This window comes from Streptomyces sp. NPDC058678 (assembly GCF_042714835.1).
GTDB lineage: Bacteria > Actinomycetota > Actinomycetes > Streptomycetales > Streptomycetaceae > Streptomyces.
The window spans coordinates 64,574-85,181 of record NZ_JBHXSG010000030.1 but is presented as its reverse complement, the minus strand read 5'-3'; the positions used below and the strand labels follow the sequence as shown (position 1 = coordinate 85,181).

Sequence of the window (20,608 nt, the reverse complement as noted above, 5' to 3'; positions counted from 1 at the left end):
GGCGTCGCGGGGGGCTCCGCCCCCTGCCCCCCGTTTGAGGTCAGCGCAGCTGGTCCACGTACTTGTCCGTGCCCGGGACTGTCGGGACGAACGGTGCCAGCAGCTCCACCCTCCCCAGCCCCGACTCCCCCACCGCCTCCTCCAAGCCGCCGAAGTACGGCTCCCAGCACTCCCTCGGGTCCGTCTCCAGGAACCACAGCAGGGTCAGGCGGGTGTCGACGCCCTCGACCTGTTTGACGTACGTCATGCGGTCGCCGGGCAGCGGGGTCGGCCGGAAGACGGTCACCAGGGCCGTCGCTGAGCCCGCCACCCGCTTCGGGAGGTGCCGGGAGACCAGCCACTCCAGCAGTTCGGCCCGCCGCTCGGCGGACTCGGCGTCGACGACCTGGAGGACCAGGCCGGCGTAGGGGTGGTCGAGGGCGTGGAAGTCCCTCGGGCCCGCCGCCCCGTCCCGGTAGACGGTCGCCTCGTGGTCCTGGAACGCGGTGAAGACGTGGGTGCGGTCCCGGTACACGCGGCTGTCGCGGTTGAGGCGCTTGTTGATGGCGACGGTCCAGCGCATGTGGTCGTCGTAGCGGCCGTCGGTGATCCAGTACGTCGAGAGGTAGCAGCCTGCGGTGACCGGCTCGGCGATCGCCGACTTGGCTGGGCGGCGCAGGAGTTGCAGGTCCCGGGTCGCCACCCAGCGGCGGCCCGCGTACATCCAGGGCATGGCCATCGCGCCGGCGTAGTAGTGGTCGTCCTCGTACCAGCGGTTGTAGGCGTACTCGTGGCCCGGGTGCGGTTCGACCATGGTGATCAGCGCGTGGCCGGGGCGGACTCCGTACGGGCCTACGGCGGCCAGGTCGGCGTACGTCTCGCTGCGGGTGTCCTCGGACATGGGCACTCCCCTTCCGTCTTCCCTTCCGTCCTCCTGCGGTCGCCCATACTCTGACGCCCCGTCAGGTAATCCGCCAGGGTCCGGGTGAACCCCGGCAGTCAGGGGAGGCCATCGATGTCACTGCTCTCGGGCAAGACCGTCGTCGTGTCGGGTGTCGGGGCCGGGCTCGGCCGTCAGGTCGCGGCGGCCGTCGTACGGGACGGCGGGAACGCGGTGCTGGGCGCGCGGACGGAGGCGAACCTCGCGAAGAGCGCGGCGGAGGTCGATCCGGACGGGGCGCACACGGCGTACCGGGCGACCGACGTCACCGACGAGGGGCAGTGCGGGGCGCTGGCGGAGCTGGCGCGGGAGCGGTTCGGGCGGATCGACGCGGTGGTGCACGTGGCGGCCTGGGACAGCTACTTCGGCGGTCTGGAGGACGCCGACTTCACCACCTGGCAGTCGGTGATAGACGTGAACCTGCTGGGCTCGCTGCGCATGACGCGGGCATGTCTGCCGGCGCTGAAGGCGTGCGGGGGTTCGGTGGTGTTCATCGGTACGCAGTCGGCGGTGGCGGCTCCGTCGCAGGTACGGCAGGCGGCGTACGCGGCCTCGAAGGGGGCGCTGACGAGCGCGATGTACTCGCTGGCGCGGGAGCTCGGGCCGTACCGCATCCGCGTCAACACGGTGCTGCCGGGCTGGATGTGGGGGCCGCCGGTGCGGGCGTACGTGCAGTTCACGGCGCAGACCGAGGGCGTGTCCGAGGCCGAGGTGCTGGAGCGGCTGAGTGGCCGGATGGCGCTGCCCGACCTCGCCTCGGACGCGGACGTGGCGGACGCGGCGGTGTTTCTCGCCTCGGACCGGGCGCGGGCGATCACGGGGCAGTCGCTGCTGGTCAACGCGGGTGAGCTGATGCGCTGAGGTCCTCTTTCGGCCACCTTGGTGGTGTTCATGAACGTGAACGGAGGTCAGCTCGCCGAACTTTTTTACTCCCTCTTGACCATACGCTTGCTTGTCGTGCCCGCGTCGACCCACCCACGATGAGCGGGCACTTCGCGGCCTGTCTCGCCCCTACCCCGCTCGGGCGAAGTGCCAACCAGCTGGGCGGAGTTCACAAGGCGGACCCTGGAAGGGGGCACATGAACAGTCTCGACTGGGCCGTGCTCATCGGCTACTTCGGCGTGATGGTCGCGATCGGCGTCTGGTCGCACAAGCGGGTGGACAACGTCAGCGACTTCTTCACGGCCGGCGGCAAGATGCCGTGGTGGCTGTCCGGCATCTCCCACCACATGTCGGGCTACAGCGCGGTGATGTTCACCGGCTACGCGGGCATCGCCTACACCTACGGCGTGACGTCGTTCGTGACCTGGTCGTTCCCGATCGCGCTCGGCATCGCCATCGGCTCGAAGCTGTTCGCCCCGCGCATCAACCGGCTGCGTTCACGGCTCCATGTGGCCTCCCCGCTGGAGTACCTGAAGAACCGTTACGACCTGAAGACGCAGCAGGCCCTGGCCTGGTCCGGCATGCTGCTGAAGATCGTGGACGTCGGCGCGAAGTGGGCCGCGATCGCGACCCTGCTGTCCGTGTTCACCGGCATCTCCCTGAACCAGGGCATCCTCATCACCGGCACCATCACGGCCGTCTACTGCACGATCGGCGGCCTGTGGGCGGACGCGCTGACCGAGCTGGGCCAGTTCATCATCCAGCTCCTGGCCGGTGTCGCGATGTTCGTCGCCGTGGTCATGGAACTCGGTGACAGGAACATCGGATTCATCGACGCCTGGGACCAGCCGGCGCTGCAGGGCCACGAGAAGCCGCTGGTCGCCGACTACGGCGCGGTGTTCCTGCTGGCCTTCCTCTTCATCAAGCTCTTCGAGTACAACGGCGGCATGCTCAACCAGGCCCAGCGCTACATGGCCACGTCCAGTCCCCGCGAGGCCGAGCGCTCGGCCCGGCTGTCGGCGGTGCTGTGGCTCGTCTGGCCCCTGGTCCTGTTCTACCCGATGTGGATGTCCCCGCTGCTGGTGGAGTCGCAGAAGCCCGACGGCTCCGACTCCTACGGCCTGATGACCGAACAGCTCCTCCCGCACGGCCTGTTGGGCCTGGTCATCGTCGGCTTCTTCTCCCACACCATGGCCATGTGCTCCTCCGACGCCAACGCGATCGCCGCCGTCTTCACCCGGGACGTGGCGCCGGTGATCTCGACGCGGGCCCGGAGCTGGAGCCACCGGTCGGGGCTGATCGCGGCGCGGCTCGCGACGGTCGTCTTCCTCGGTCTGTCGATGGCGGCGGCCACCCAGGTCAACTCGCCCGCCTTCAAGGACATCATCACCGTCGTCATCAAGTGGGTGGCCGGTCTGATGGGCCCGATGGCCATCCCGATGATGCTCGGCCTGCTCCGCCCGTTCCGCCGCTCCGGCCCCACCGCGGCGCTCACCAGCTGGTCCATGGGCCTGTTCGCCTTCTGGCTGGTCAACTACCCGATCGACTGGAACGTCGACGGCGGCGTCCCGCTCCAGTACCAGGTCTCGATCCCGCTCGCCGTCTCCCTGGTCCTCTACATCCTCATCGGCTTCCTCAAGCCGGAGGACACCCCGGAACGCCTCGCGATCATCGAGACGATCAACACGGACGGGGACGGGGCCGCGGCGGCCGCGATCCCCACGCCCGCGGGCGGGGTGGAGGACGCGGTGCGGACGCCGGTGAAGGACTGACGCGAAGGGCTGACGCGAAGCCGGCGCGAAGGACCGACGCCGCGCGGCAAATCTGGGAGGTTCACAACTCGCTTGCTGAGAGCGGTAGATGAGTTTTGCTGGATCATTGCCCCCTGATCACCCAGAAGTTCAGCCAACCCCTGTGTGATCAGGTGGCATGAACCTCTCCCACCCCCCACTGGGTGCACGGGCGGCCGCAGTTGCGGCCTGCGCCCTGATCCTGGTGGCGGGCCGCGCCGACGCGGCGTCGCCCGCCATCACCCACCACCTCAGACCCGGTCCGGTCAGCCCCACAGCAAGCACCATGGCCGGCGCCCTGGTCGCGAACGACGACGGCGGTGACGGCGGTGACGACGACGGCACCGACCGCGACGACCCGACCGCCGCCTTCGCCCAGCAGGCCCGCATGGCAACGGCCCCCGGCGACGCCGTCGGCCCCGGCGCGCTGGTCGACGCCCGTACCCACGCCGGTCGGCTGCCGACCGTACCGACTTCGTGGTCGGAGGTCACGAACGTCCCGCTCCAGCCGGAGGACAAGCGGTACGCCGACCCTGTCGCGTCGAACTTCGGCCAGGGATTCGGCCTGAACGGTGGTCGCGTCTCCTCGCTCGCCGTCGACGGGCACACGGTGTACCAGGGAGCTGCGGGCGGCGGCCTGTGGCGGTCGGACGACGACGGACGGCACTGGCGGCCTCTCTCCGACCACCAGCAGACCCTCGCCATGGGCGCCCTGGCCGTGAACCCCGCCGACCACTCCCTGTGGATCGGCACCGGTGAGCCCAGCAACTCCGGCGACTCCTACACCGGCCTCGGCATCTATCGCTCCACCGACCGGGGCCGTACCTGGCGACAGGTGGGTGAGCGGATCGACGGCAGCATCGTCGCCCGGATCACCTTCGACGGCCAGGGCCACGTCTACGCGGCCACCAACCTGGGCGTCCTGCGCCGCTCCACCGACGACGCCACCTCCGCCTGGACGGTTGCCCTCGCGCCCGGCGCCCCGGACACCCGCCTGTCGTCGGCGGCCACCGACGTCGCCGTACGCCCCGGAACCGGCGGGCGGCAGGTGACCGCCGTGATAGCCCGTCAGTTCCTCGCCGCCGGCGACGCGAACGGCGTCTACGAGTCCGACGACTTCGGAAAGCCCGGCAGCTGGCACAAGATCACCCCGACCGGCGACCTGACGGGCGTCACCCCCGGCCGGTCGACGCTCTCCTACTCGGCCGACGGCCGCGAACTGTTCGCCCTCGTCGGCGACGCCTCGGGCAGCAGCGACGAGGGTGCGGTGTACCGCTCCGCGACCGGCGACGCGGCCGGTCCCTGGACGACCGTCGCCGACGAGGACGTCCTCAAGGCGGCGGGCGCGCAGAACAGCGACGCGGCCGGCGCCGCCTGGTACAACCAGTACGTCGCCGTGGACCCCGTCGACCCGAACCACGTCTACGCGGCCTTCTCCGAGGTCTTCGAGAGCTGGGACGCCGGAAAGACCTGGGCGACCATAGGCCCGTACTGGAACTTCGGCCTGAAGTGCTACACGCAGGGCGCGACAGCGGGCGGCTGCCCGATGACCACCCACGCCGACCAGCACGCCATCGCCTTCGGGCCCGGCCACCGCGTCTACTTCGGCAACGACGGCGGCGTCTACGAACGCTCCGCGACCCTGCGGCCGGACCCCGCGCTGCCCTCCAAGGGCTGGACCAACCTCAACCAGGACCTGCGCACCTTGCAGTACTACGACGCCGCGTACGGCCGTGATCCGGCCACCGGCGCCCTGTCCACCTGGGGCGGCACCCAGGACAACGGCACCGTGCTGAGCCTGCCGGGCGCACATGAGCTCTACGAGCCTGCTGGCGGCGACGGGGGCCACGTCCTCGTCGACCCGTCCAACGCCGACCGGGCCGTGTACGAGTACGTCGATCTCGACATGGGGCTGACCACCAACGGCGGCCGCTCCGACGGCACGGAGAACTCGAACTCGTTCACGAACATCTCGCCCGCCTGCGACTGGAACGCCGACCTCGAGGGCTGCGACCCGGGCCCGGAGTTCATCGCCCCCTACACCTCCGACACCGGCGACCTGAACCACTGGGTCGCGGGTGGCCGGTACGTGTGGGACAACGGAGGCAAGGGCTGGGGCACCCGCTGCACCGCCGACTCCTGCGACTGGACCAGCGTCCACGACACCGGCGAGAACCACTCCATCACCGCCCTGGCGGCGAACGGCTCCGTGACGTACGCGGGCTGGGAGGACTGGAGCGGCCCGCAGTACGCCAGCGGCATCGACACCGACGCTGGCGGCACCTGGCACCGGCTCACCGCGCCGCTGCCGAACCGGTACGTCACGTCACTCACCGTCGACCCTCACGACCCCCGGCACGTCTGGGCGACGTACGGCGGCTTCACGGGGTCGTACGTCTCCGGCGCGGGCGAGGGCCACGTCTTCGAGAGCACCGACGGCGGCACCACCTGGACCGACCGCACGGGCGACCTGCCCGACGCGCCGGTCGGGGCACTCACCCTCTGGCACGGCCACGTGGTCGTCGGCACGGACGTCGGCGTGTTCGCCGCCGCGCCGACCACCGCCGACGGCTACACCTGGTACCGGCTCGGCGGGGCGCTCCCCAACGCCGGGATCGTGTCCTTGGACGTCTCGCCGGACGGGGGTCGGCTGTTGGTGGCGACGCATGGGCGAGGACTCTGGTCGGCGAAGGCGTGGTGATCGGCGGAAGGGCACCGGGCTCGGGCCGGCCAGGACCACAGGCCCTGGAAGGCTTTGAAACGCCCTGACAGGGCCCCAAGCAGGCCCAGGTAGGCCCTGATATGCCCAGGTAGCGCCTGGTAGGGCCTAAGCGCCTCTCGGGTATCTGGCCAGCCACCCGGGAGATGCCCCCGCCGGGCCGTGCAGTGCGGGCCCCTGGGTCATCTCCATCGCGAAGTCGTCCGCCAGTTCCAGCAGTGTGGGACGGCCCTCCAGCTCGGCCAGCCAGGCCGGCGGGAGGGCCGTCTCGCCGTGCAGGGCGCCGAGCAGGCCCCCGGTCAGCGCCCCGGCGGCGGCGGAGGGACCGTCGTGGTTCACCGAGAGACACAGTCCGTGCCGTACGTCCTCTCCCACGAGCGCGCAGTACACGGCGGCGGACAGCAGGCCCTCGGCCATGCCGTCCCCGATGAGCTCCTCGACCCGGGACGCGTCCGGCATCCCCTGCCGTACGGCGCCCAGCGCGTGCTGCAACCCGTCCGACACGGGCTCGTGCCCGGGTCTGACGGCAAGCAGCGCGAGCGCCCGCTGCACGGCGCCGTCGAGGCTCTCGCTGCGGGCGAGCGCGTGCACGATCACGGCGTACGCCCCGGCCGCCAGACACGCGGTGGGGTGCCCGTGGGTCTGCGCGGCACACTCCACGGCGAGCTGGACGACCAGCTGCGGCTCCCACCCCACCAGCAGCCCGAAGGGCGCGGACCTGGCGGCGGCCTCCGGACCGGCCTCACCGGGATTCTTGGGCGTGTCCAGGGTCCCCATGGTGTCGTCGCCGAGCCCGAGGAGCAGGGACCGGGTGGGCTCCCGCCGGGCGTACAGCCACTCCTCCCGCGCGAGCCAGCCGTCGTCCTTGCGCCGCTCGTCGGGCCCCCAGTCGCGCTGGGTGGCGAACCAGCGCATATACGCCCGGTGCACGTCGGTGGGCGGATGCCAGGCACCGGTGTCGCGCCGCACCTGCGCGCGTATCAGCCCGTCCACGGTGAACAGGGTGAGCTGCGTGAGATGACTGACGGCACCGCGCCGCCCGTACCCGAACCCGAGGTCGACCAGCCCCTCCGCCCCGTACGTCTCCCGGATCTCCGCCAGCCCGAGCCCGTCCACGGGCGCGCCCAAGGCGTCCCCGACGGCCGCCCCGAGCAGGGTCCCCCGCACCCGCCCCCGAAAGTCCTGCTGCTCGGCACGCCCCCAGACGGCCCCGGTTGTCGCACCCACCAAGACCTCCCACGGCAACCGTCCAGACGTACGACAGCTCAGCACTGTAATCGAACGGAGACGCGGGGTTCAGGGGCGAACCGGTATGCCGGGAGTGACCGGAGTGGTTCGGTGTGGCCAGATTTCAGCTGTGCCGAGTCATTCCGCCCCGGCTGCGGGGACACCGCACCATCTCTCCCGCGGCTTCTCAAGTGGGCGCGGCACGCGGCCCGTTCGGCGTTCCGGTCACGCATACCGGCCGCCGTGATTCTGGCTCAATGCGTACGGCGTGAGCACCCCGTGCAGGGAAGATAATCGCCATGGCCACTACAACCTCACGCAGCACTCTCTCCCTCACCGCCACCCTTCTCACCGCCACCGTCGCCCTCTACATGCTTCTCGTCGCCTTCGGGAACATCACGGACTTCGGCACCAACCAGCAGTTCGTGCGGCACGTGCTCGCCATGGATACGACGTTCAAGGACGACGACCTGATGTGGAGAGCCGTCACCAGCAAGGGACTGCAGGACACGGCGTACGTCGCGATCATCGTGTGGGAGACGGTCGCCGCGCTCGTCCTCCTCTACGGGACGTGGCTGTGGGCGCGCAGGGACCACGCGGGTGCCCGGCGCATCTCGACGTACGGACTGCTGATGGTCATGCTGCTGTTCGGTGCCGGGTTCATCGCGATCGGCGGCGAGTGGTTCGCGATGTGGCAGTCGGGGGACTGGAACGGGCTGGACGCGGCGACGCGGGCGTTCGTGTTCAGCGGGATCGTGCTGCTGGTGGTGAACCTGCCGCTCGGCGACGGGGGCGCACGCTCCGCTAGCTGACCACCACGACCGTCGTCCCCGTCTCGCCGAACGTCCACAGCGCGTCCCCGTCGGCCGTCTTCATGCGGATGCCGCCGGTCTGGACGCCCTCGGCCGGCGGGGGCGGCGAGGAGCCGTCCACGGCGCTGGAGAAGGCGACGTTGACGCCGGACGCGGTGGCGAAGTAGACGATGTGCTCGATCTGCACCCCGTCCGAGCCCGTCGTCGCGTCCGTGCGGGTGCCGACCGTGTAGGTGCCCGGAGCGGGATCGACCGTGCCCGGCCACACCGCGAACGTACGGCGGGACGCGTCGCTCGCGTCGACCAGCCAGACCCGCTTCTGCCCGACGGAGTAGACGATGCGCCGCCCGGTGCCGGAGCCGTCCGGTACCGCGGTCGGCGCCGCGGACTTCGTGGGCGTGGGCTGCGCGCCCGCCGAGGTGGAGGCGCTCGGCCTGGCGGCCGTGGCGGTCGGGTGCGGCCCCTTGTCCGCCTGTACGGTCAGGACGGAGACCGCCACGACCGCGCCCACCGTCAGACCGGTCACCCAGACCCACGAGGGAAGCCGTCGGGCAGGCACGGGCACGCATCTCCTCAGCTACGGGACCCCGCACATCGGGGGGTCCGATCATCGTACTGTGAGCCCACCGGCCACGGATCCCACCGGCCCCACGTCAGCCCGCCCCCCGCGACGCCCGCCACATGGTGTGCTCCCTGCTGATCGCCTCCTCCGCGTCCGCGACCTCCTGGGCCCAGGAGACGTCCTCGGCCTGGGTCAGCCGGTCGTGGACGACGCTCAGCTCGGTGGCGGCGAAGGTGTAGGCGCGGCCCAGCGTCTCGTACTGCCGCACCGCGAACCACGCCGAGCCGGCGCCCAGCACGGCCGCGAGGACCCCGGCGAGGTCGAACTCCAGCACACCGGTGAGCCGTAGCACCGCCGCCGTCAGGCCCAGCCCTTCGACGGCGATGAGCAGCAGCCGCCAGCGCCGCGCCCGTACGACGTTGGCCCGCGCCCTGCTCGTGTACCAGTCCAGCTGGTTCTCGACGCGATGCCGTAGGTACGCCGCCTTGCGTGCGGCGAAGTCCCGGCCGCGCAGGTCGTTCATGGCGTCCGTGACGGCGGCCGACCCCATCGGGGCGAGGCTGGTGGCGGGAGCCTCCCTGACCAACTCCCGTAAGCGCTCCAGGAAGCGGAGCTGGGCCTCGCCCTGCGGCAGCTCTGCCGGGAACGGGGCCCCGCCCACCGCGTACCGCCAGGCGAGCGTCTTCGTGGACTCGGCCAGCGCCCGGCCGTCGTACCAGGCCTGTTCCGGCCGCTCGGCCAGCAGCCAGACCTCCACCAGGAGCGTCGCGACGAAGACCGCCACCAGGGCGAGGAAGGCCGCCCGGTGGTTCAGCACCCCGCACGCCGCCGCGGCCACCGCCAGTATCAGCCGCCACTTCGTACCGCCGATGTAGCGCCGCTGGCCGGTCAGCGAGGCGGTGTCCGAGGAGAGGAACACCACCGGCATGTCGTCGTCCCGCAGTCCGTCCGTCGTCGTCCCGCTCACGCTTCGTCCCCTCGCCGCCGGATCAAGACGCCCAACCGGCCCTTTCTACCGCCTGGTCGGGGAGCGGGTCAGTCCAACACGGGCAACAACTCCGGCAGATGCCCGTCCGACACGGTCGCCGCCCGCCGGCGTTCCTCGGACACCTCTCCGTACAGCGTGGTCCGCGGCCTGGCCGGGCGGCCGGCCGCCTCCGCCACCTCGATCAGGTCCTTGACGGACTTGTACGAGCCGTAGGAGGAGCCCGCCATCCGGGAGATGGTCTCCTCCATGAGAGTGCCGCCGAGGTCGTTCGCGCCGGAGCGGAGCATCTCGGCCGCGCCCTCGGTGCCCAGCTTCACCCAGCTGGTCTGGATGTTGGGGATGTGCGGGTGGAGCAGGAGACGGGCCATCGCCGTCACCGCCCGGTTGTCGCGCATGGTCGGGCCGGGGCGGGCGATGCCCGCCAGGTACACCGGCGCGTTCGTGTGGATGAAGGGGAGGGTCACGAACTCCGTGAATCCACCCGTCTGTTGCTGGATACGGGACAGGGTCCTCAGATGACCCAGCCAGTGCCTCGGCTGGTCGACGTGGCCGTACATCATGGTCGAGGACGAGCGGATGCCCAGTTCGTGGGCCGTGCTGACGACCTCGATCCAGGTCGCCGTCGGCAGCTTGCCCTTGGTGAGGATCCAGCGGACCTCGTCGTCCAGGATCTCGGCGGCCGTGCCGGGGATGGAGTCGAGGCCGGCCTCCTTCGCGGCCGTCAGCCACTCGCGGATGGACATCCCGGTGCGCGTGGCGCCGTTCACGACCTCCATCGGGGAGAAGGCGTGCACGTGCATCCCGGGGACGCGGGTCTTCACCGCGCGCGCGATGTCGAAGTACGCCGTCCCGGGCAGGTCGGGGTGGATGCCGCCCTGCATGCAGACCTCCACCGCGCCGACCTCCCAGGCCTGTTGGGCGCGGTCGGCGACCTGGTCCAGGGAGAGGGTGTAGGCGTCGGCGTCCGTGCGGCGCTGGGCGAAGGCGCAGAAGCGGCAGCCGGTGTAGCAGACGTTGGTGAAGTTGATGTTCCGCGTGACGATGTACGTGACGTCGTCACCGACCACCGACTTGCGGACGTCGTCCGCGATGCGGGTGAGGGCGTCCAGCGCGGGGCCGTCCGCGTGCAGCAGGGCCAGGGCCTCCTCGTCGGTGAGGCGGGTCGGGTCGTCGGCCGCCGTCGCCAGTGCCTGCCGTACGTCCGTGTCGATGCGCTCGGGCAGCATGCCGGGGGCGGCCGCCTCGCGCAGGGCGCCCCAGTCGCCGTACACCTCGTCGAAGTCGTCGCGGCGGTCGGACGTACGGCCCTCGGTGTCGATGGTGCGGTGCAGGTCGGTGCGGCCGGTCGACTCGAAGACCTCCTCGGGCTCCTGCCACGGGTGGCCCTCGACGACGGCGTCCGGGCGGGCCAGGCCGGTCTCCGGGTCCGCGAGGGCACGTACGTGCGGACGCAGCCGCGGGTCCAGCCAGGGCTCGCCGCGCTGGACGAACTCGGGGTACACGCAGAGACGTTCCCGCAGCTCGAAACCGACGGCGGCCGACCTTGCGGACAGTTCCTCGATCTGCGGCCACGGGCGCTCGGGGTTGACGTGGTCGATCGTCAGCGGCGACACCCCGCCCCAGTCGTCGATACCCGCCCCGATCAGGCGCTCGTACTCGGAGTCCACGAGGTTCGGCGGGGCCTGGAGGCAGGCCGACGGGCCCATGATGTGCCGGGCGACGGCCACCGTCGCCACCAGCTCGTCCAGTTCCGCGTCCGGCATGCCGCGCATCGCGGTGTCCGGCTTGGCGCGGAAGTTCTGGATGATCAGTTCCTGGACGGAGTGGTAGGCCCGGGACACCTTCCGCAGCGCGAACAGCGACTCCGCCCGCTCCTCGTAGGTCTCGCCGATCCCGATGAGGATCCCGGACGTGAAGGGGACCGACGAGCGGCCGGCGTCCTCCAGGACCCGCAGCCGCACCGCCGGTTCCTTGTCCGGGGAGCCGTGGTGCGGGCCGCCGGGCTCGGACCAGAGCCGGGTGGCCGTCGTCTCCAGCATCATGCCCATGGACGGGGCGACCGGCTTGAGGCGCTGGAAGTCGGTCCAGGACAGCACGCCGGGGTTGAGGTGGGGCAGCAGGCCCGTCTCCTCCAGGATGCGGATGGAGATGGCGCGGACGTAGGCGATCGTGTCGTCGTAGCCGTGCGCGTCCAGCCATTCCCGCGCCTCGGGCCAGCGCTCCTCGGGCTTGTCGCCGAGGGTGATCAGGGCTTCCTTGCAGCCGAGGGCGGCGCCCCGGCGGGCCACGTCGAGGACCTCGTCCGGGGACATGAACATCCCGTGCCCCTCGCGGCGCAGCTTGCCGGGGACGGTGACGAAGGTGCAGTAGTGGCACTTGTCCCGGCACAGCCGGGTGAGGGGGATGAAGACGCTCTTCGAGTAGGTGATGACGCCGGGGCGGCCCGCCGCCTCCAGGCCCGCGTCCCGCACCCGGGCGGCGGACGCGGTGAGGTCCTCCAGGGCCTCGCCCCGGGCCTGGAGCAGCACCGCGGCCTCGGCGGCGTCGAGGGCGACGCCGTCCCGGGCGCGTTTGAGGGCGCGACGCATGGAGTTCTCGGTGGGGCCGGTTCCGGAGGTCGCGGGAGTCGTCATCCTTCGAGCATACGGAGGGGCTCCGCCGGTTCAGCAGGGTCGGGGGGTGTTCGTGGGGGCTGTCGTGCGTTGCCCGGTGCGGGTTCGTTGTGGCTTGTCGCGCAGTTCCCCGCTCCCCCGCGCCCCTGGGTTGGTTGCCGCCACCTCGGCTACAAGTACTCGGCGTATTCGTCCAGTACCCGCAGCACCTCCGCCTCGCCCGCCGGCGGCAGCTGCACCACGACCTCCTCGATGCCCAGCTCGGCGTAGTGCGCGAGCTTGCCCGGCGAGGGGTGGACGGCGTACGGGACGATCTGGAGGGCCGCCGGGTCGCGGCCCGCGTCCGCCCAGGCCGCGCGGAGCACGGGCAGCGACTCCGACAGGCCGCGTCCGCCGATCGGCAGCCACCCGTCGGCGTACTCGCAGATGTGGGCGAACAGCTTCGGCCCCGCCGCCCCGCCGACGAGTGTGCGCGGACCCACCACCGGACCGCGCGGCTTCTGTACGGGTTTGGGGTGGGCGAAGCTCGCCCGGACGCTCCCGAAATCCCCCTCGTACGCCGTCGGCTCGTCGCTCCACAGGGCCCGCATCAGCGCCATGCGGTCCCGGACGAGCTCCCGACGGGTGCGCCACTGGACGCCGTGGTCGGCGGCCTCCTCGACGTTCCAGCCGAAGCCGAGACCGAGGGTGAAGCGGCCGCCGGAGAGGTGGTCGACGGTCGCGATCTGCTTGGCGAGGTCGATCGGGTCGTGCTGGGCGACGAGCGTGATGCCGGTGCCCAGGCCGAGCCGCTCGGTCACCGCCGCCGCCTGGCCGAGCGCGACGAAGGGGTCGAGGGTGCGGCCGTACTCGGGCGGCAGCTCGCCGCCCGCCGGGTACGGGGTGGTCCGCTCGACCGGGATGTGCGTGTGCTCGGGCAGGTACAGCCCGGAGAACCCGCGCTGCTCCAGCTCACGGGCGAGCCGGGTCGGGGTGATCGTCTCGTCGGTGAGGAAGATCGTCACGGAGATGCGCATGGCTCATCTGTACCGGCTTCGCGCCCGTCTGTCCATACCGACTGGTCGGCATCTTTTGGGCACCCTGGTGAGCGGCATCAATTCCCCTGTCTTTGCACGGCAGTTCACCCGCGTCCGGCACGGTTGGGCCATGTGTGACGCCAACGAGAACAACGCCCACCACAGCATCGGAAGACGCGCACTGTTCGTGACGGGAGCCACCGCCGCGCTTACGTTGGGAAGCGTGAGCTTCGCTTCAGCCGCCGGCACGGCCGACGGTGACCAGGAGACGAGGACGGTCCGCGGCACCCTGCCCACCGGCTCCCCCGACTACGTGTACGTACCCGTCGACGTCCCCTCCGGTGTACGCGAGATCAAGGTCGCCTACACCTACGACCGCCCGTCCGTCCCGGCCGGCACCACGGGCAACGCCCTCGACATCGGCATCTTCGACGAACGCGGCACCGAGCTGGGCGGGAACGGCTTCCGGGGCTGGTCGGGCGGCGCCCGGACCGAGTTCTTCCTCCGCGCCGACGACGCGACGCCGGGGTACCTGGCGGGCCCGGTGCGGGAGGGCACCTGGCACATCGCGCTCGGGCCGTACACGGTGTCCCCGCAGGGGCTGGCGTACGAGATCACGATCACGCTGACCTACGGCGAACCGGGCGTGGCCGTCCGGCCGACGTATCCGCCTGCCCGGGCCCGGGGCCGGGGCCGCGCCTGGTACCGCGGGGACTGCCACCTGCACTCCTGGTACTCCGACGGCCGCCGCACCCCCGCCGAGATCGCGGCCCTGGCGCGGGCGGCCGGCCTGGACTTCATCAACTCCTCCGAGCACAACACGCACGCGGCGCACCCGCACTGGGCCTCCGAGGCCGGTGACGACCTGCTGATCATGCTCGGCGAGGAGGTCACGACGCGCAACGGCCACGTGGTGGCCCTCGGCACCGAACCCGGCACCTTCGTCGACTGGCGCTACCGGGCCCGCGACAACCGCTTCGGCCGCTTCGCCCGGCGGATCCGCCGCGCCGGCGGCCTGGTCGTCCCGGCGCACCCGCACGCCACCTGCATCGGCTGCAACTGGAAGTTCGGGTTCGGCGAGGCGGACGCGGTGGAGGTGTGGAACGGGCCGTACACCCCGGACGACGAAGTCGCGCTCGCCGACTGGGACGGCATGCTGGTGGCGTCCGTGCGCGACGGCGGCCGGGACTGGATCCCGGCGATGGGCAACAGCGACGCCCACCGCGCCCCGGACGTGATCGGGCTCCCCCAGACCGTGGTGCTGGCCGACGACCTGACCCGCGAGGCCATCCAGGAGGGCATCCGGGCGGGGCGTTCCTACGTCGCCGAGTCGAAGAACGTGTCCCTCGCCTTCACGGCCACGGGCGGGCGGGGCCGACAGGCGGGTATCGGCGAGCGGCTCGAGGCGGACGGGGACACGCCCGTCACCGTCCGCCTGGAGGTGACGGGAGCGCCCCGCTGCACGGTCCGCCTCGTCACCGACCAGGGGGTCCTGTTCACCGGCGCACCGCTGCCGGTGACGGGCTCGGGGGTCGTCGAGTGGCGTACGACCCCCGCCTACGCGGCCTACGTCCGGGCGGAGTTGCGGCACGAGACGGCGGTGGGGCCGCTGCCGGGGGCCTTGGCGGCGTTCACGAACCCGATCTTCCTGGGGCGCGCCTGATCCCCCGGGTGGGCATCAGTTCTGACCGGCGCGCGCCCTCGTCAGGTGCTTCAGTTCGATGATCGTCGCTACGGCTCCCAGCCAGCGGGCCGCCGTCTCGTCGGCCGGGGCGCCGCCCGCGAGCTGTGTGGCGGCCTCCAGCCAGTCGCGTACGACCACTGCCGCCTCGGGGCGCGGCAGCGGCTCGGGCAGCTCCGTGGCGTAGGCCAGGCCGCCGGCCCGGACCACCTCGGCCAGGAAGGCCACCGAGCGCGGCTGGGTGCCGAGGCGGTCGAGGATCACGGCGGCGGCCGCGGCGCCGTCGCCGAAGAGGGCGGTGCGGCGGGGGCCGGGGGCGGCGGTGAGGCCGTAGCGCAGGAGCACGCCGACGTCGAACTCGGCCAGTTCGTCGTCGGTGTAGGACGGGTGGTCCGGGTGGTCGGAGGGCGTGTTCATCGCGGGCCTCGGCTCAGCTGACGGTGACGGTGTAGGTGACCCGCTCGGGCTCGGACGGGGTGGCGGACGGGGACGCGGTCGGCGTCCGCGTCGGCTCCGGTGAGGCCGCGCCGCTGCCGGCACCCTCGCAGGTGGTCCTGAACGTGCAGTGCATCAGCACGATCTCGGTGCTGCCCTTGCCGGTGGCCTCGAAGGTGAAGGTGAGGTCGCTGCCCGCGCCGGGCACCGGCTCGTCACCCGAGTCCGACTCGCTCTTCTCGCCCTGGCCGCGGACCACCGAGGTGTCGGGCTCGGGGTCGCCCAGGTACCAGTGCTCGCGGGTGGAGGCGTTCTCCTCGAAGGTGAGCGTGAAGCGCTCCCCGACCTTGGTCGAGATGCTGCGGTCCTGGGCGGGGTGGCTGGTGGGCGCGGTGGGCTCGGCGGGCCTGGCGGACTCGTCGGTGCCCTTTCCGCAGCCGGTGGCGAGCGCGAGGAGGGCGAGGAGCGACACCGCGGTGGCCACCGCCCTGCTCCGGCTCCGGCTCCGGCTCCGGCTCGGGGAGGTGGACGCCGTACGCATCGTTGGGTTCACTGTTCGCTTCCTTGCCCCTCAGTACTGGGACAGCACCGAGGGCCGCTCGCCGAAGGTCGGCATCGTGGACATCTCGCTGTCGGCCACGCTCACGCTGTTGACCCGGGTCTCGACGAGGCTGTCGCTGCCGGAGTACGCCCCCTTGGCCAGGTGCAGTTTGTCGGCGAGCTCGTGCAGCGCGTCCTCGATCGTGCGGGCCTCCGCCGTCCAGGCCGCGACGTAGGAGTTGATCGCCTCCGCGGAGACGGCACCGCCCAGCGTGTCACTCGCGTAGCAGGCCCTGGAGTCGATCGCGGTACGGATCTTCCCCGCGTCGTCGCCCGCCTCGTTCAGCTCTTTGGCCTGGCCGGTGAGCCCGCTCTTGTGGACCGAGAAGTCCCGCGCGGACGTGGAGTCCTGTGCAGAAGGCATCGTCATCCCCCGTATCCCCCGTTGATCACGTCGGCGGGGAGGCTAACACGCGGCGGCGGCGCGGATGTTCTCGCATCACACGCCCCGCACGCGGCTCCCACACCATCCTCAAGACGTCGCCGGCCAGCGCCCTACTGCGGGACGTAGACGCTGTACGCGTCGTCGAGTTCACCGTTGGACGCCTTGCCCATGTTGCCGTTGATGAAGTCGTCCTCGCTGACCCAGGTGGTGGTGCCCCAGGGGTTGTAGATCTGGAGCATGTCGCCCTCCTGGCCGATGATGGTCATCGCGTGGGCTCCGTCCTTGCTCCTGACGTCGACCGGGACCGGCTTCCCTTCCGCGACCGCCTTCTCCACGTCGGTCAGGGCCTGCCTGCGCTCGTCGGCGCTGTTCATGTCGTGGCGCTGGTAGTCGTCGCCGGTGGCGCCGCCGATGGCGTCGTCGGCGATACGTTCCTGCCCCTCGGGGCCCATGCCGCCCCAGTTGGCGCCGCCGTCGCCTTCCGTGTGCAGCCGGTGCTGTTCCTCCACCAGACGCTGCCGGAAGGCGCCGGGGTCGTCCTCCTGTCCACTGGGCCCACCGGTGAGTTCGAGCGCGTAGAGGGGGTCGACCATGGCGCGCGCGGTGACGGTGGACGAGGCCACACAGGTGCCCTCCGAGCCGTCGCCGCCCTGGACCCATTTCTGGCCGTCGAACATCTGGTCGTCGATGTTGACGCTGGACCCGTCGGGGTTCGTCCCCTCGTCCTTCAGGCTGTCGCCCTCGGTGGTGATCGGCGACAGGTGCCGCTGCAGCCAGGCCGGGTCCTTGCCCTGGATCTTGAAGGCGAACTCGTCGATCTCGTCGACGCTGCGGCCCGAGGCGAGGGCCTTCATGAGATACGCCTTCTCCTGCGGGGAGGAGGTGTTCGCCATGAGCAGTTCCATCCGGGCCCGGTCGGCCGGCGGGAGGTTCTCCATGGCCCGGCCCGAACGCTCCAGCTCGGACGCGGAGAGGATCTCGTTGTACTCGGCCGCGCCCTTCACGTTGCTGGTGTCGGCGAGCATGAGACGGTCGACCGCGGACAGTTCGTCGGTGTCCATCTTCCCGGCGCGGGCCTCCGTGGCCCACTTGTTCAGGTCCCGGGCCGCGACGCGGCAGGCCTCGCCGGCGGCGAGAACGGCCTTGCGCATCAGACCGACGCCGTAGGAGGCGAAGTGGGCGGCGTTCGCCCGGTCCCACTCCTCCTCGTCGTTCTCGCGCATCTCGTCGAAGAAGCCCTCGCGGTCGCTGCCCATCTCCGACAGCGCCTGCTTCAGCTTCCCCCGGCCCTCGCTGTCCTGGCTCTGGGCCTCCGTGATCGCGTCGGCCAGGACGATCAGTGCCCTGGAACCACCCTCGAACGCCTCCGCCATCTCCGACACCGCCCGCGACACGGCACTGACCGCGTCCGAGGCGAGGACGCTCGTGTCGCCGACCCAGACCTCCGGCAGCCCCTTGCGGGCCACCCTGTCCACCCGCTCGTGCAGGCCCATGGCCTCGTCGAGCTGGTCGCGGTACCGCATGCCCAGCGATTCCAGCGTCCCCGGGTCACCCTCCGGCGGGGGCTCCGCGAACGCCAGGTCGATCAGATCGAGCAGGTCGTTCTTGCTCCCGGCCTTCAGCATGCGCTCGCTCAGTCCGGCCAGCCGCTCGGCACGCTCGGACGCGGACTCGTCGATCCGCCGCAGGACTCCTGTCATCGCCGGCCCCGTTCCCCCGTTTTCCGCCCCCGCGGTACCGGCGCCTTCGACGCGGCCTCCCGTGCGGGGCACTGAACATGATCATGCCCGCGGGACGTTAACACGGCGCCGGGCGCACCCGCTTGAAGCTCACACCCCGTGCACACGGCTCCCACGCCATCCCCGCGACACGGGTGCCGCCCGCCGGCCGGGCAGGGCCGTCAGTGCCGGTCTTCGCACTACGCCGACCGGCTGGGCCGGACCGGTCACGTGCCGATCTCGTCCGCCGCCAGGTCCGCCATCACCGCCGCGTGATCCGAGGCCCACACGCCGTCCACCGGCCCGTCGCCCGCCCTCCGTACGTGCCGGACGTGACCCTCGCCGACCGGGCCGGGTGGTCCCACGTGGATGTAGTCGATGCGCGCTGGGGGCTCCAACACGCGGGCCGCGTAGGGGTTTTCAGGGGTCCAGGTGGCGGAGGGGGCGGCCGGGTCGGCGTACTCCCAGGCATCGAGGAGGACTTGGCCGGGTACGGCCGGCTCGGTCTTGTACCCGCCGAACAGGCGGACCGCGTCCGAGTCCGGCCAGGCGTTGAAGTCCCCGGTGACGACGGGCGGGAACGGGGTGTCGCCGCGGTGGCGGGCCACGAACTTCGCGAGGGCGGTGACCTGGCCGCAGCGCACCGCCGAGGCGTGCGGGGCCGAGGTGAGGTGGGCGGTGAAGAAGGGAACGTCGTAGGCGGGGGTGGCCAGCCGGGCGTAGAGGGCTGTGCGGCCGTCGGCGAGGTCGGCCGGTGCGGGGAGTGCCAGCACCGCCTGCTCCACGACCGGCCAGCGGCTCAGGACCGCGTTGCCGATGTCGACCGTGGGGTCCCCGACGCGTTGCCGCCAGCGTTCGGGGGCCGGGGACGGCGCCCACGCGCAGTGCAGGCCCAGCTCGTCGGCGAGCCACTCGGCCTGGTTCTCCCCGCCCGCGGCCCACACCTCCTGCAGACCGACGGCGTCGGGGCGCAGGTCCCGCAGCACCTCGAGGATCGCCTTCTGCCGTGCTTCCCAGGGGCCGAAGCGCCACCACAGGTTCCAGGTCACGACCCGCATCCGCAGCCACCGTCCTCGATTCCCGCCGAGTCGGCGACCATTGAAGCAGGCGTGCGAACGATTCCGCCGCCCCTTCCGTCACAAGGAGCCCCACCGACGATGTCCCGCCTCGCCGACCTCAGGTTCCGCACCGCCACGGCCTTCCAACGCCGCGTCGGCAATCCGGTCCTGCGCCGCCTGCCCCTCCAGACGGTCCTGGAGACCACGGGCCGCGTCTCCGGCCTGCCCCGCCACACCCCGGTGGGCGGCCGCCGCGTCGGCGACTCCTTCTGGCTGGTGTCGGAATTCGGCGAACGGTCCCAGTACGTCCGCAACATCAAGGCCGATGCGCGGGTCCGGGTGCGGATCCGGGGACGCTGGCACACCGGTACGGCCCACCTGCTCCCCGACGACGACCCGGTGGCACGGCTGCGCCGGCTGCCACGGGTCAACAGCGTCGGGGTCCGAGCGCTCGGGACGGATCTGCTGACGGTGCGGGTGGATCTGGACGGGTGAGGTCAGACGACATGAGCGAACGAGACCTCATCACCCTGCGCGTACCGCCCTTCGACGTCGGGGCGTTCCCGGGATCAGGCCAGTCCGTCAACCACCTGTGCGGGCGCCCGCACCGGAGTTGGACACCGTGCAGCTGGACCAGTTCCACGGTCCCGCACTCCGGACCGGCCGTGAGTCCCGAAGATGGCCGGAAATCGGGACCTTCACCACGCGTACCGGGGGTAACACTGGTCACGTCCAGTTGTTGAGAGTTGGAGGAACCATGCGAACCATGCGATCCCGCTCAACCGTCCTGTGCGCCCTCGTCGCCGTCACCGGAGCCACCGCCCTCGCGGCGGCCCCCGTCGCGACCGCGGCACCGGCCGCCGCCAACGCCGTTCTCGCCGCCGACGTCCCCATGACCGCCCGGGGCGAGGGCATGTCCGTCGTCTGGTTCGGCAGCCTCCGCATCGACGACGGGAAGTCGGTCACCTGCCTGACCGCGTCCAACCCCAGCGGCGGTGACGGACGGATCCGGTTCACCACCGACTACGAGATGACCGCGGGCGTCACGTACGGCGTCTCCGCCTGGGAGACCGGCAAGTGCAGCACCTACATCGAGCAGACGGGGCGCTGGTCGCAGTCCCTCGGCGGCGTGACGGTGACGCCGACGGCCGCGGACGTCTCCGACGGCGTCTACGAGGTCAGGATCCCCTGAGCACCCCGCCGG

At 71.5% G+C, this 20,608-nt stretch carries 18 protein-coding genes; 7 read left to right on the top strand and 11 right to left on the bottom strand.

Annotation, left to right across the window (positions count from 1 at the left end; genetic code table 11):
* Window positions 1–40 precede the first annotated feature (40 nt).
* Window positions 41–880, bottom strand: coding sequence for a hypothetical protein (locus ACFWWR_RS25855; protein WP_384305535.1), 840 nt, complete (start codon window positions 878–880; stop codon window positions 41–43).
* A gap of 114 nt (window positions 881–994) precedes the next feature.
* Here ACFWWR_RS25855 and ACFWWR_RS25850 point away from each other — a divergent pair, with 114 nt between their 5' ends.
* The 3 genes from ACFWWR_RS25850 (at window position 995) to ACFWWR_RS25840 (ending at window position 6,292) form a co-directional block, all read left to right on the top strand.
* Window positions 995–1,780, top strand: a complete 786-nt coding sequence (locus ACFWWR_RS25850; protein ID WP_384305533.1) for an SDR family oxidoreductase — start codon at window positions 995–997, stop codon at window positions 1,778–1,780.
* A 218-nt stretch (window positions 1,781–1,998) separates the two neighbouring features.
* Window positions 1,999–3,573, top strand: coding sequence for a sodium:solute symporter family protein (locus tag ACFWWR_RS25845; RefSeq protein ID WP_383863900.1), 1,575 nt, complete (start codon window positions 1,999–2,001; stop codon window positions 3,571–3,573).
* Window positions 3,574–3,730: 157 nt separating this feature from the next.
* The gene (locus ACFWWR_RS25840; RefSeq protein WP_384305532.1) at window positions 3,731–6,292 is read left to right on the top strand and encodes a WD40/YVTN/BNR-like repeat-containing protein; all 2,562 of its coding nucleotides are present in this window, start codon (window positions 3,731–3,733) and stop codon (window positions 6,290–6,292) included.
* A 126-nt stretch (window positions 6,293–6,418) separates the two neighbouring features.
* On the opposite strand, the gene ACFWWR_RS25835 is transcribed toward ACFWWR_RS25840, so the two are convergent.
* Window positions 6,419–7,537 (bottom strand): ADP-ribosylglycohydrolase family protein, encoded by a 1,119-nt coding sequence (locus tag ACFWWR_RS25835; RefSeq protein ID WP_384305529.1) that lies wholly within the window; start codon window positions 7,535–7,537, stop codon window positions 6,419–6,421.
* A gap of 299 nt (window positions 7,538–7,836) precedes the next feature.
* On the opposite strand from ACFWWR_RS25835, the gene ACFWWR_RS25830 reads away from it, so the two are divergent.
* On the top strand, window positions 7,837–8,349 hold the full coding sequence (locus ACFWWR_RS25830) for a DUF2165 domain-containing protein (protein ID WP_383863891.1): 513 nt from the start codon (window positions 7,837–7,839) through the stop codon (window positions 8,347–8,349).
* Here the strand turns inward: ACFWWR_RS25830 and ACFWWR_RS25825 are convergent.
* The 4 genes from ACFWWR_RS25825 to ACFWWR_RS25810 all read right to left on the bottom strand — a co-directional run bounded on the left by ACFWWR_RS25825 (window position 8,342) and on the right by ACFWWR_RS25810 (window position 13,527).
* Window positions 8,342–8,914 (bottom strand): hypothetical protein, encoded by a 573-nt coding sequence (locus ACFWWR_RS25825; RefSeq protein WP_383863888.1) that lies wholly within the window; start codon window positions 8,912–8,914, stop codon window positions 8,342–8,344. The genes ACFWWR_RS25830 and ACFWWR_RS25825 overlap by 8 nt on opposite strands.
* 88 nt (window positions 8,915–9,002) lie before the next feature.
* Window positions 9,003–9,878, bottom strand: coding sequence for a DUF4231 domain-containing protein (locus ACFWWR_RS25820; RefSeq protein ID WP_383863885.1), 876 nt, complete (start codon window positions 9,876–9,878; stop codon window positions 9,003–9,005).
* Between the two features lie 68 nt (window positions 9,879–9,946).
* Window positions 9,947–12,532 carry a bifunctional FO biosynthesis protein CofGH gene (locus ACFWWR_RS25815; RefSeq protein WP_383863882.1) on the bottom strand — a complete coding sequence of 862 codons (2,586 nt, stop codon included), beginning with the start codon at window positions 12,530–12,532 and terminating at the stop codon, window positions 9,947–9,949.
* 149 nt (window positions 12,533–12,681) lie between these two features.
* A complete protein-coding gene (locus ACFWWR_RS25810; RefSeq protein WP_384305527.1) occupies window positions 12,682–13,527 on the bottom strand; it encodes an LLM class F420-dependent oxidoreductase in 846 nt (281 codons plus the stop codon).
* A gap of 130 nt (window positions 13,528–13,657) precedes the next feature.
* On the opposite strand from ACFWWR_RS25810, the gene ACFWWR_RS25805 reads away from it, so the two are divergent.
* Window positions 13,658–15,190 carry a CehA/McbA family metallohydrolase gene (locus ACFWWR_RS25805; RefSeq protein WP_383863877.1) on the top strand — a complete coding sequence of 511 codons (1,533 nt, stop codon included), beginning with the start codon at window positions 13,658–13,660 and terminating at the stop codon, window positions 15,188–15,190.
* A gap of 15 nt (window positions 15,191–15,205) precedes the next feature.
* Here ACFWWR_RS25805 and ACFWWR_RS25800 read toward each other — a convergent pair whose 3' ends face one another.
* The 5 genes from ACFWWR_RS25800 to ACFWWR_RS25780 form a co-directional block, all read right to left on the bottom strand.
* Entirely contained in the window at window positions 15,206–15,625 is a 420-nt protein-coding gene (locus ACFWWR_RS25800) for a hypothetical protein (protein ID WP_384305525.1), read from the bottom strand.
* A gap of 13 nt (window positions 15,626–15,638) precedes the next feature.
* On the bottom strand, window positions 15,639–16,127 hold the full coding sequence (locus ACFWWR_RS25795; protein ID WP_384305523.1) for a protease inhibitor I42 family protein: 489 nt from the start codon (window positions 16,125–16,127) through the stop codon (window positions 15,639–15,641).
* Between the two features lie 87 nt (window positions 16,128–16,214).
* Window positions 16,215–16,613 carry a hypothetical protein gene (locus tag ACFWWR_RS25790; RefSeq protein WP_384305521.1) on the bottom strand — a complete coding sequence of 133 codons (399 nt, stop codon included), beginning with the start codon at window positions 16,611–16,613 and terminating at the stop codon, window positions 16,215–16,217.
* A 125-nt stretch (window positions 16,614–16,738) separates the two neighbouring features.
* Window positions 16,739–18,328 (bottom strand): peptidoglycan-binding protein, encoded by a 1,590-nt coding sequence (locus ACFWWR_RS25785; protein WP_383863866.1) that lies wholly within the window; start codon window positions 18,326–18,328, stop codon window positions 16,739–16,741.
* A 245-nt stretch (window positions 18,329–18,573) separates the two neighbouring features.
* Window positions 18,574–19,404 carry an endonuclease/exonuclease/phosphatase family protein gene (locus tag ACFWWR_RS25780; protein ID WP_384305519.1) on the bottom strand — a complete coding sequence of 277 codons (831 nt, stop codon included), beginning with the start codon at window positions 19,402–19,404 and terminating at the stop codon, window positions 18,574–18,576.
* Between the two features lie 99 nt (window positions 19,405–19,503).
* Between ACFWWR_RS25780 and ACFWWR_RS25775 the strand changes: the two genes are divergently transcribed.
* Both ACFWWR_RS25775 and ACFWWR_RS25770 read left to right on the top strand, forming a co-directional pair.
* The gene (locus ACFWWR_RS25775; RefSeq protein ID WP_384305516.1) at window positions 19,504–19,899 is read left to right on the top strand and encodes a nitroreductase/quinone reductase family protein; all 396 of its coding nucleotides are present in this window, start codon (window positions 19,504–19,506) and stop codon (window positions 19,897–19,899) included.
* Window positions 19,900–20,170: 271 nt separating this feature from the next.
* Window positions 20,171–20,596, top strand: coding sequence for a hypothetical protein (locus ACFWWR_RS25770; protein WP_383863857.1), 426 nt, complete (start codon window positions 20,171–20,173; stop codon window positions 20,594–20,596).
* Window positions 20,597–20,608 lie beyond the last annotated feature (12 nt).

Excerpts from the sequence above, each read along its gene's own strand:
- ACFWWR_RS25780 (WP_384305519.1), bottom strand. The coding sequence starts at position 19,404 with ATGCGGGTCGTGACCTGGAACCTGTGGTGGCGCTTCGGCCCCTGGGAA.
- ACFWWR_RS25845 (WP_383863900.1), top strand. The coding sequence starts at position 1,999 with ATGAACAGTCTCGACTGGGCCGTGCTCATCGGCTACTTCGGCGTGATG.
- ACFWWR_RS25840 (WP_384305532.1), top strand. The coding sequence starts at position 3,731 with ATGAACCTCTCCCACCCCCCACTGGGTGCACGGGCGGCCGCAGTTGCG.
- ACFWWR_RS25810 (WP_384305527.1), bottom strand. The coding sequence starts at position 13,527 with ATGCGCATCTCCGTGACGATCTTCCTCACCGACGAGACGATCACCCCG.
- ACFWWR_RS25815 (WP_383863882.1), bottom strand. The coding sequence starts at position 12,532 with ATGACGACTCCCGCGACCTCCGGAACCGGCCCCACCGAGAACTCCATG.
- ACFWWR_RS25775 (WP_384305516.1), top strand. The coding sequence starts at position 19,504 with ATGTCCCGCCTCGCCGACCTCAGGTTCCGCACCGCCACGGCCTTCCAA.
- ACFWWR_RS25790 (WP_384305521.1), bottom strand. The coding sequence starts at position 16,613 with ATGACGATGCCTTCTGCACAGGACTCCACGTCCGCGCGGGACTTCTCG.
- ACFWWR_RS25830 (WP_383863891.1), top strand. The coding sequence starts at position 7,837 with ATGGCCACTACAACCTCACGCAGCACTCTCTCCCTCACCGCCACCCTT.
- ACFWWR_RS25855 (WP_384305535.1), bottom strand. The coding sequence starts at position 880 with ATGTCCGAGGACACCCGCAGCGAGACGTACGCCGACCTGGCCGCCGTA.
- ACFWWR_RS25805 (WP_383863877.1), top strand. The coding sequence starts at position 13,658 with ATGTGTGACGCCAACGAGAACAACGCCCACCACAGCATCGGAAGACGC.
- ACFWWR_RS25850 (WP_384305533.1), top strand. The coding sequence starts at position 995 with ATGTCACTGCTCTCGGGCAAGACCGTCGTCGTGTCGGGTGTCGGGGCC.
- ACFWWR_RS25785 (WP_383863866.1), bottom strand. The coding sequence starts at position 18,328 with ATGACAGGAGTCCTGCGGCGGATCGACGAGTCCGCGTCCGAGCGTGCC.
- ACFWWR_RS25800 (WP_384305525.1), bottom strand. The coding sequence starts at position 15,625 with ATGAACACGCCCTCCGACCACCCGGACCACCCGTCCTACACCGACGAC.
- ACFWWR_RS25770 (WP_383863857.1), top strand. The coding sequence starts at position 20,171 with ATGCGATCCCGCTCAACCGTCCTGTGCGCCCTCGTCGCCGTCACCGGA.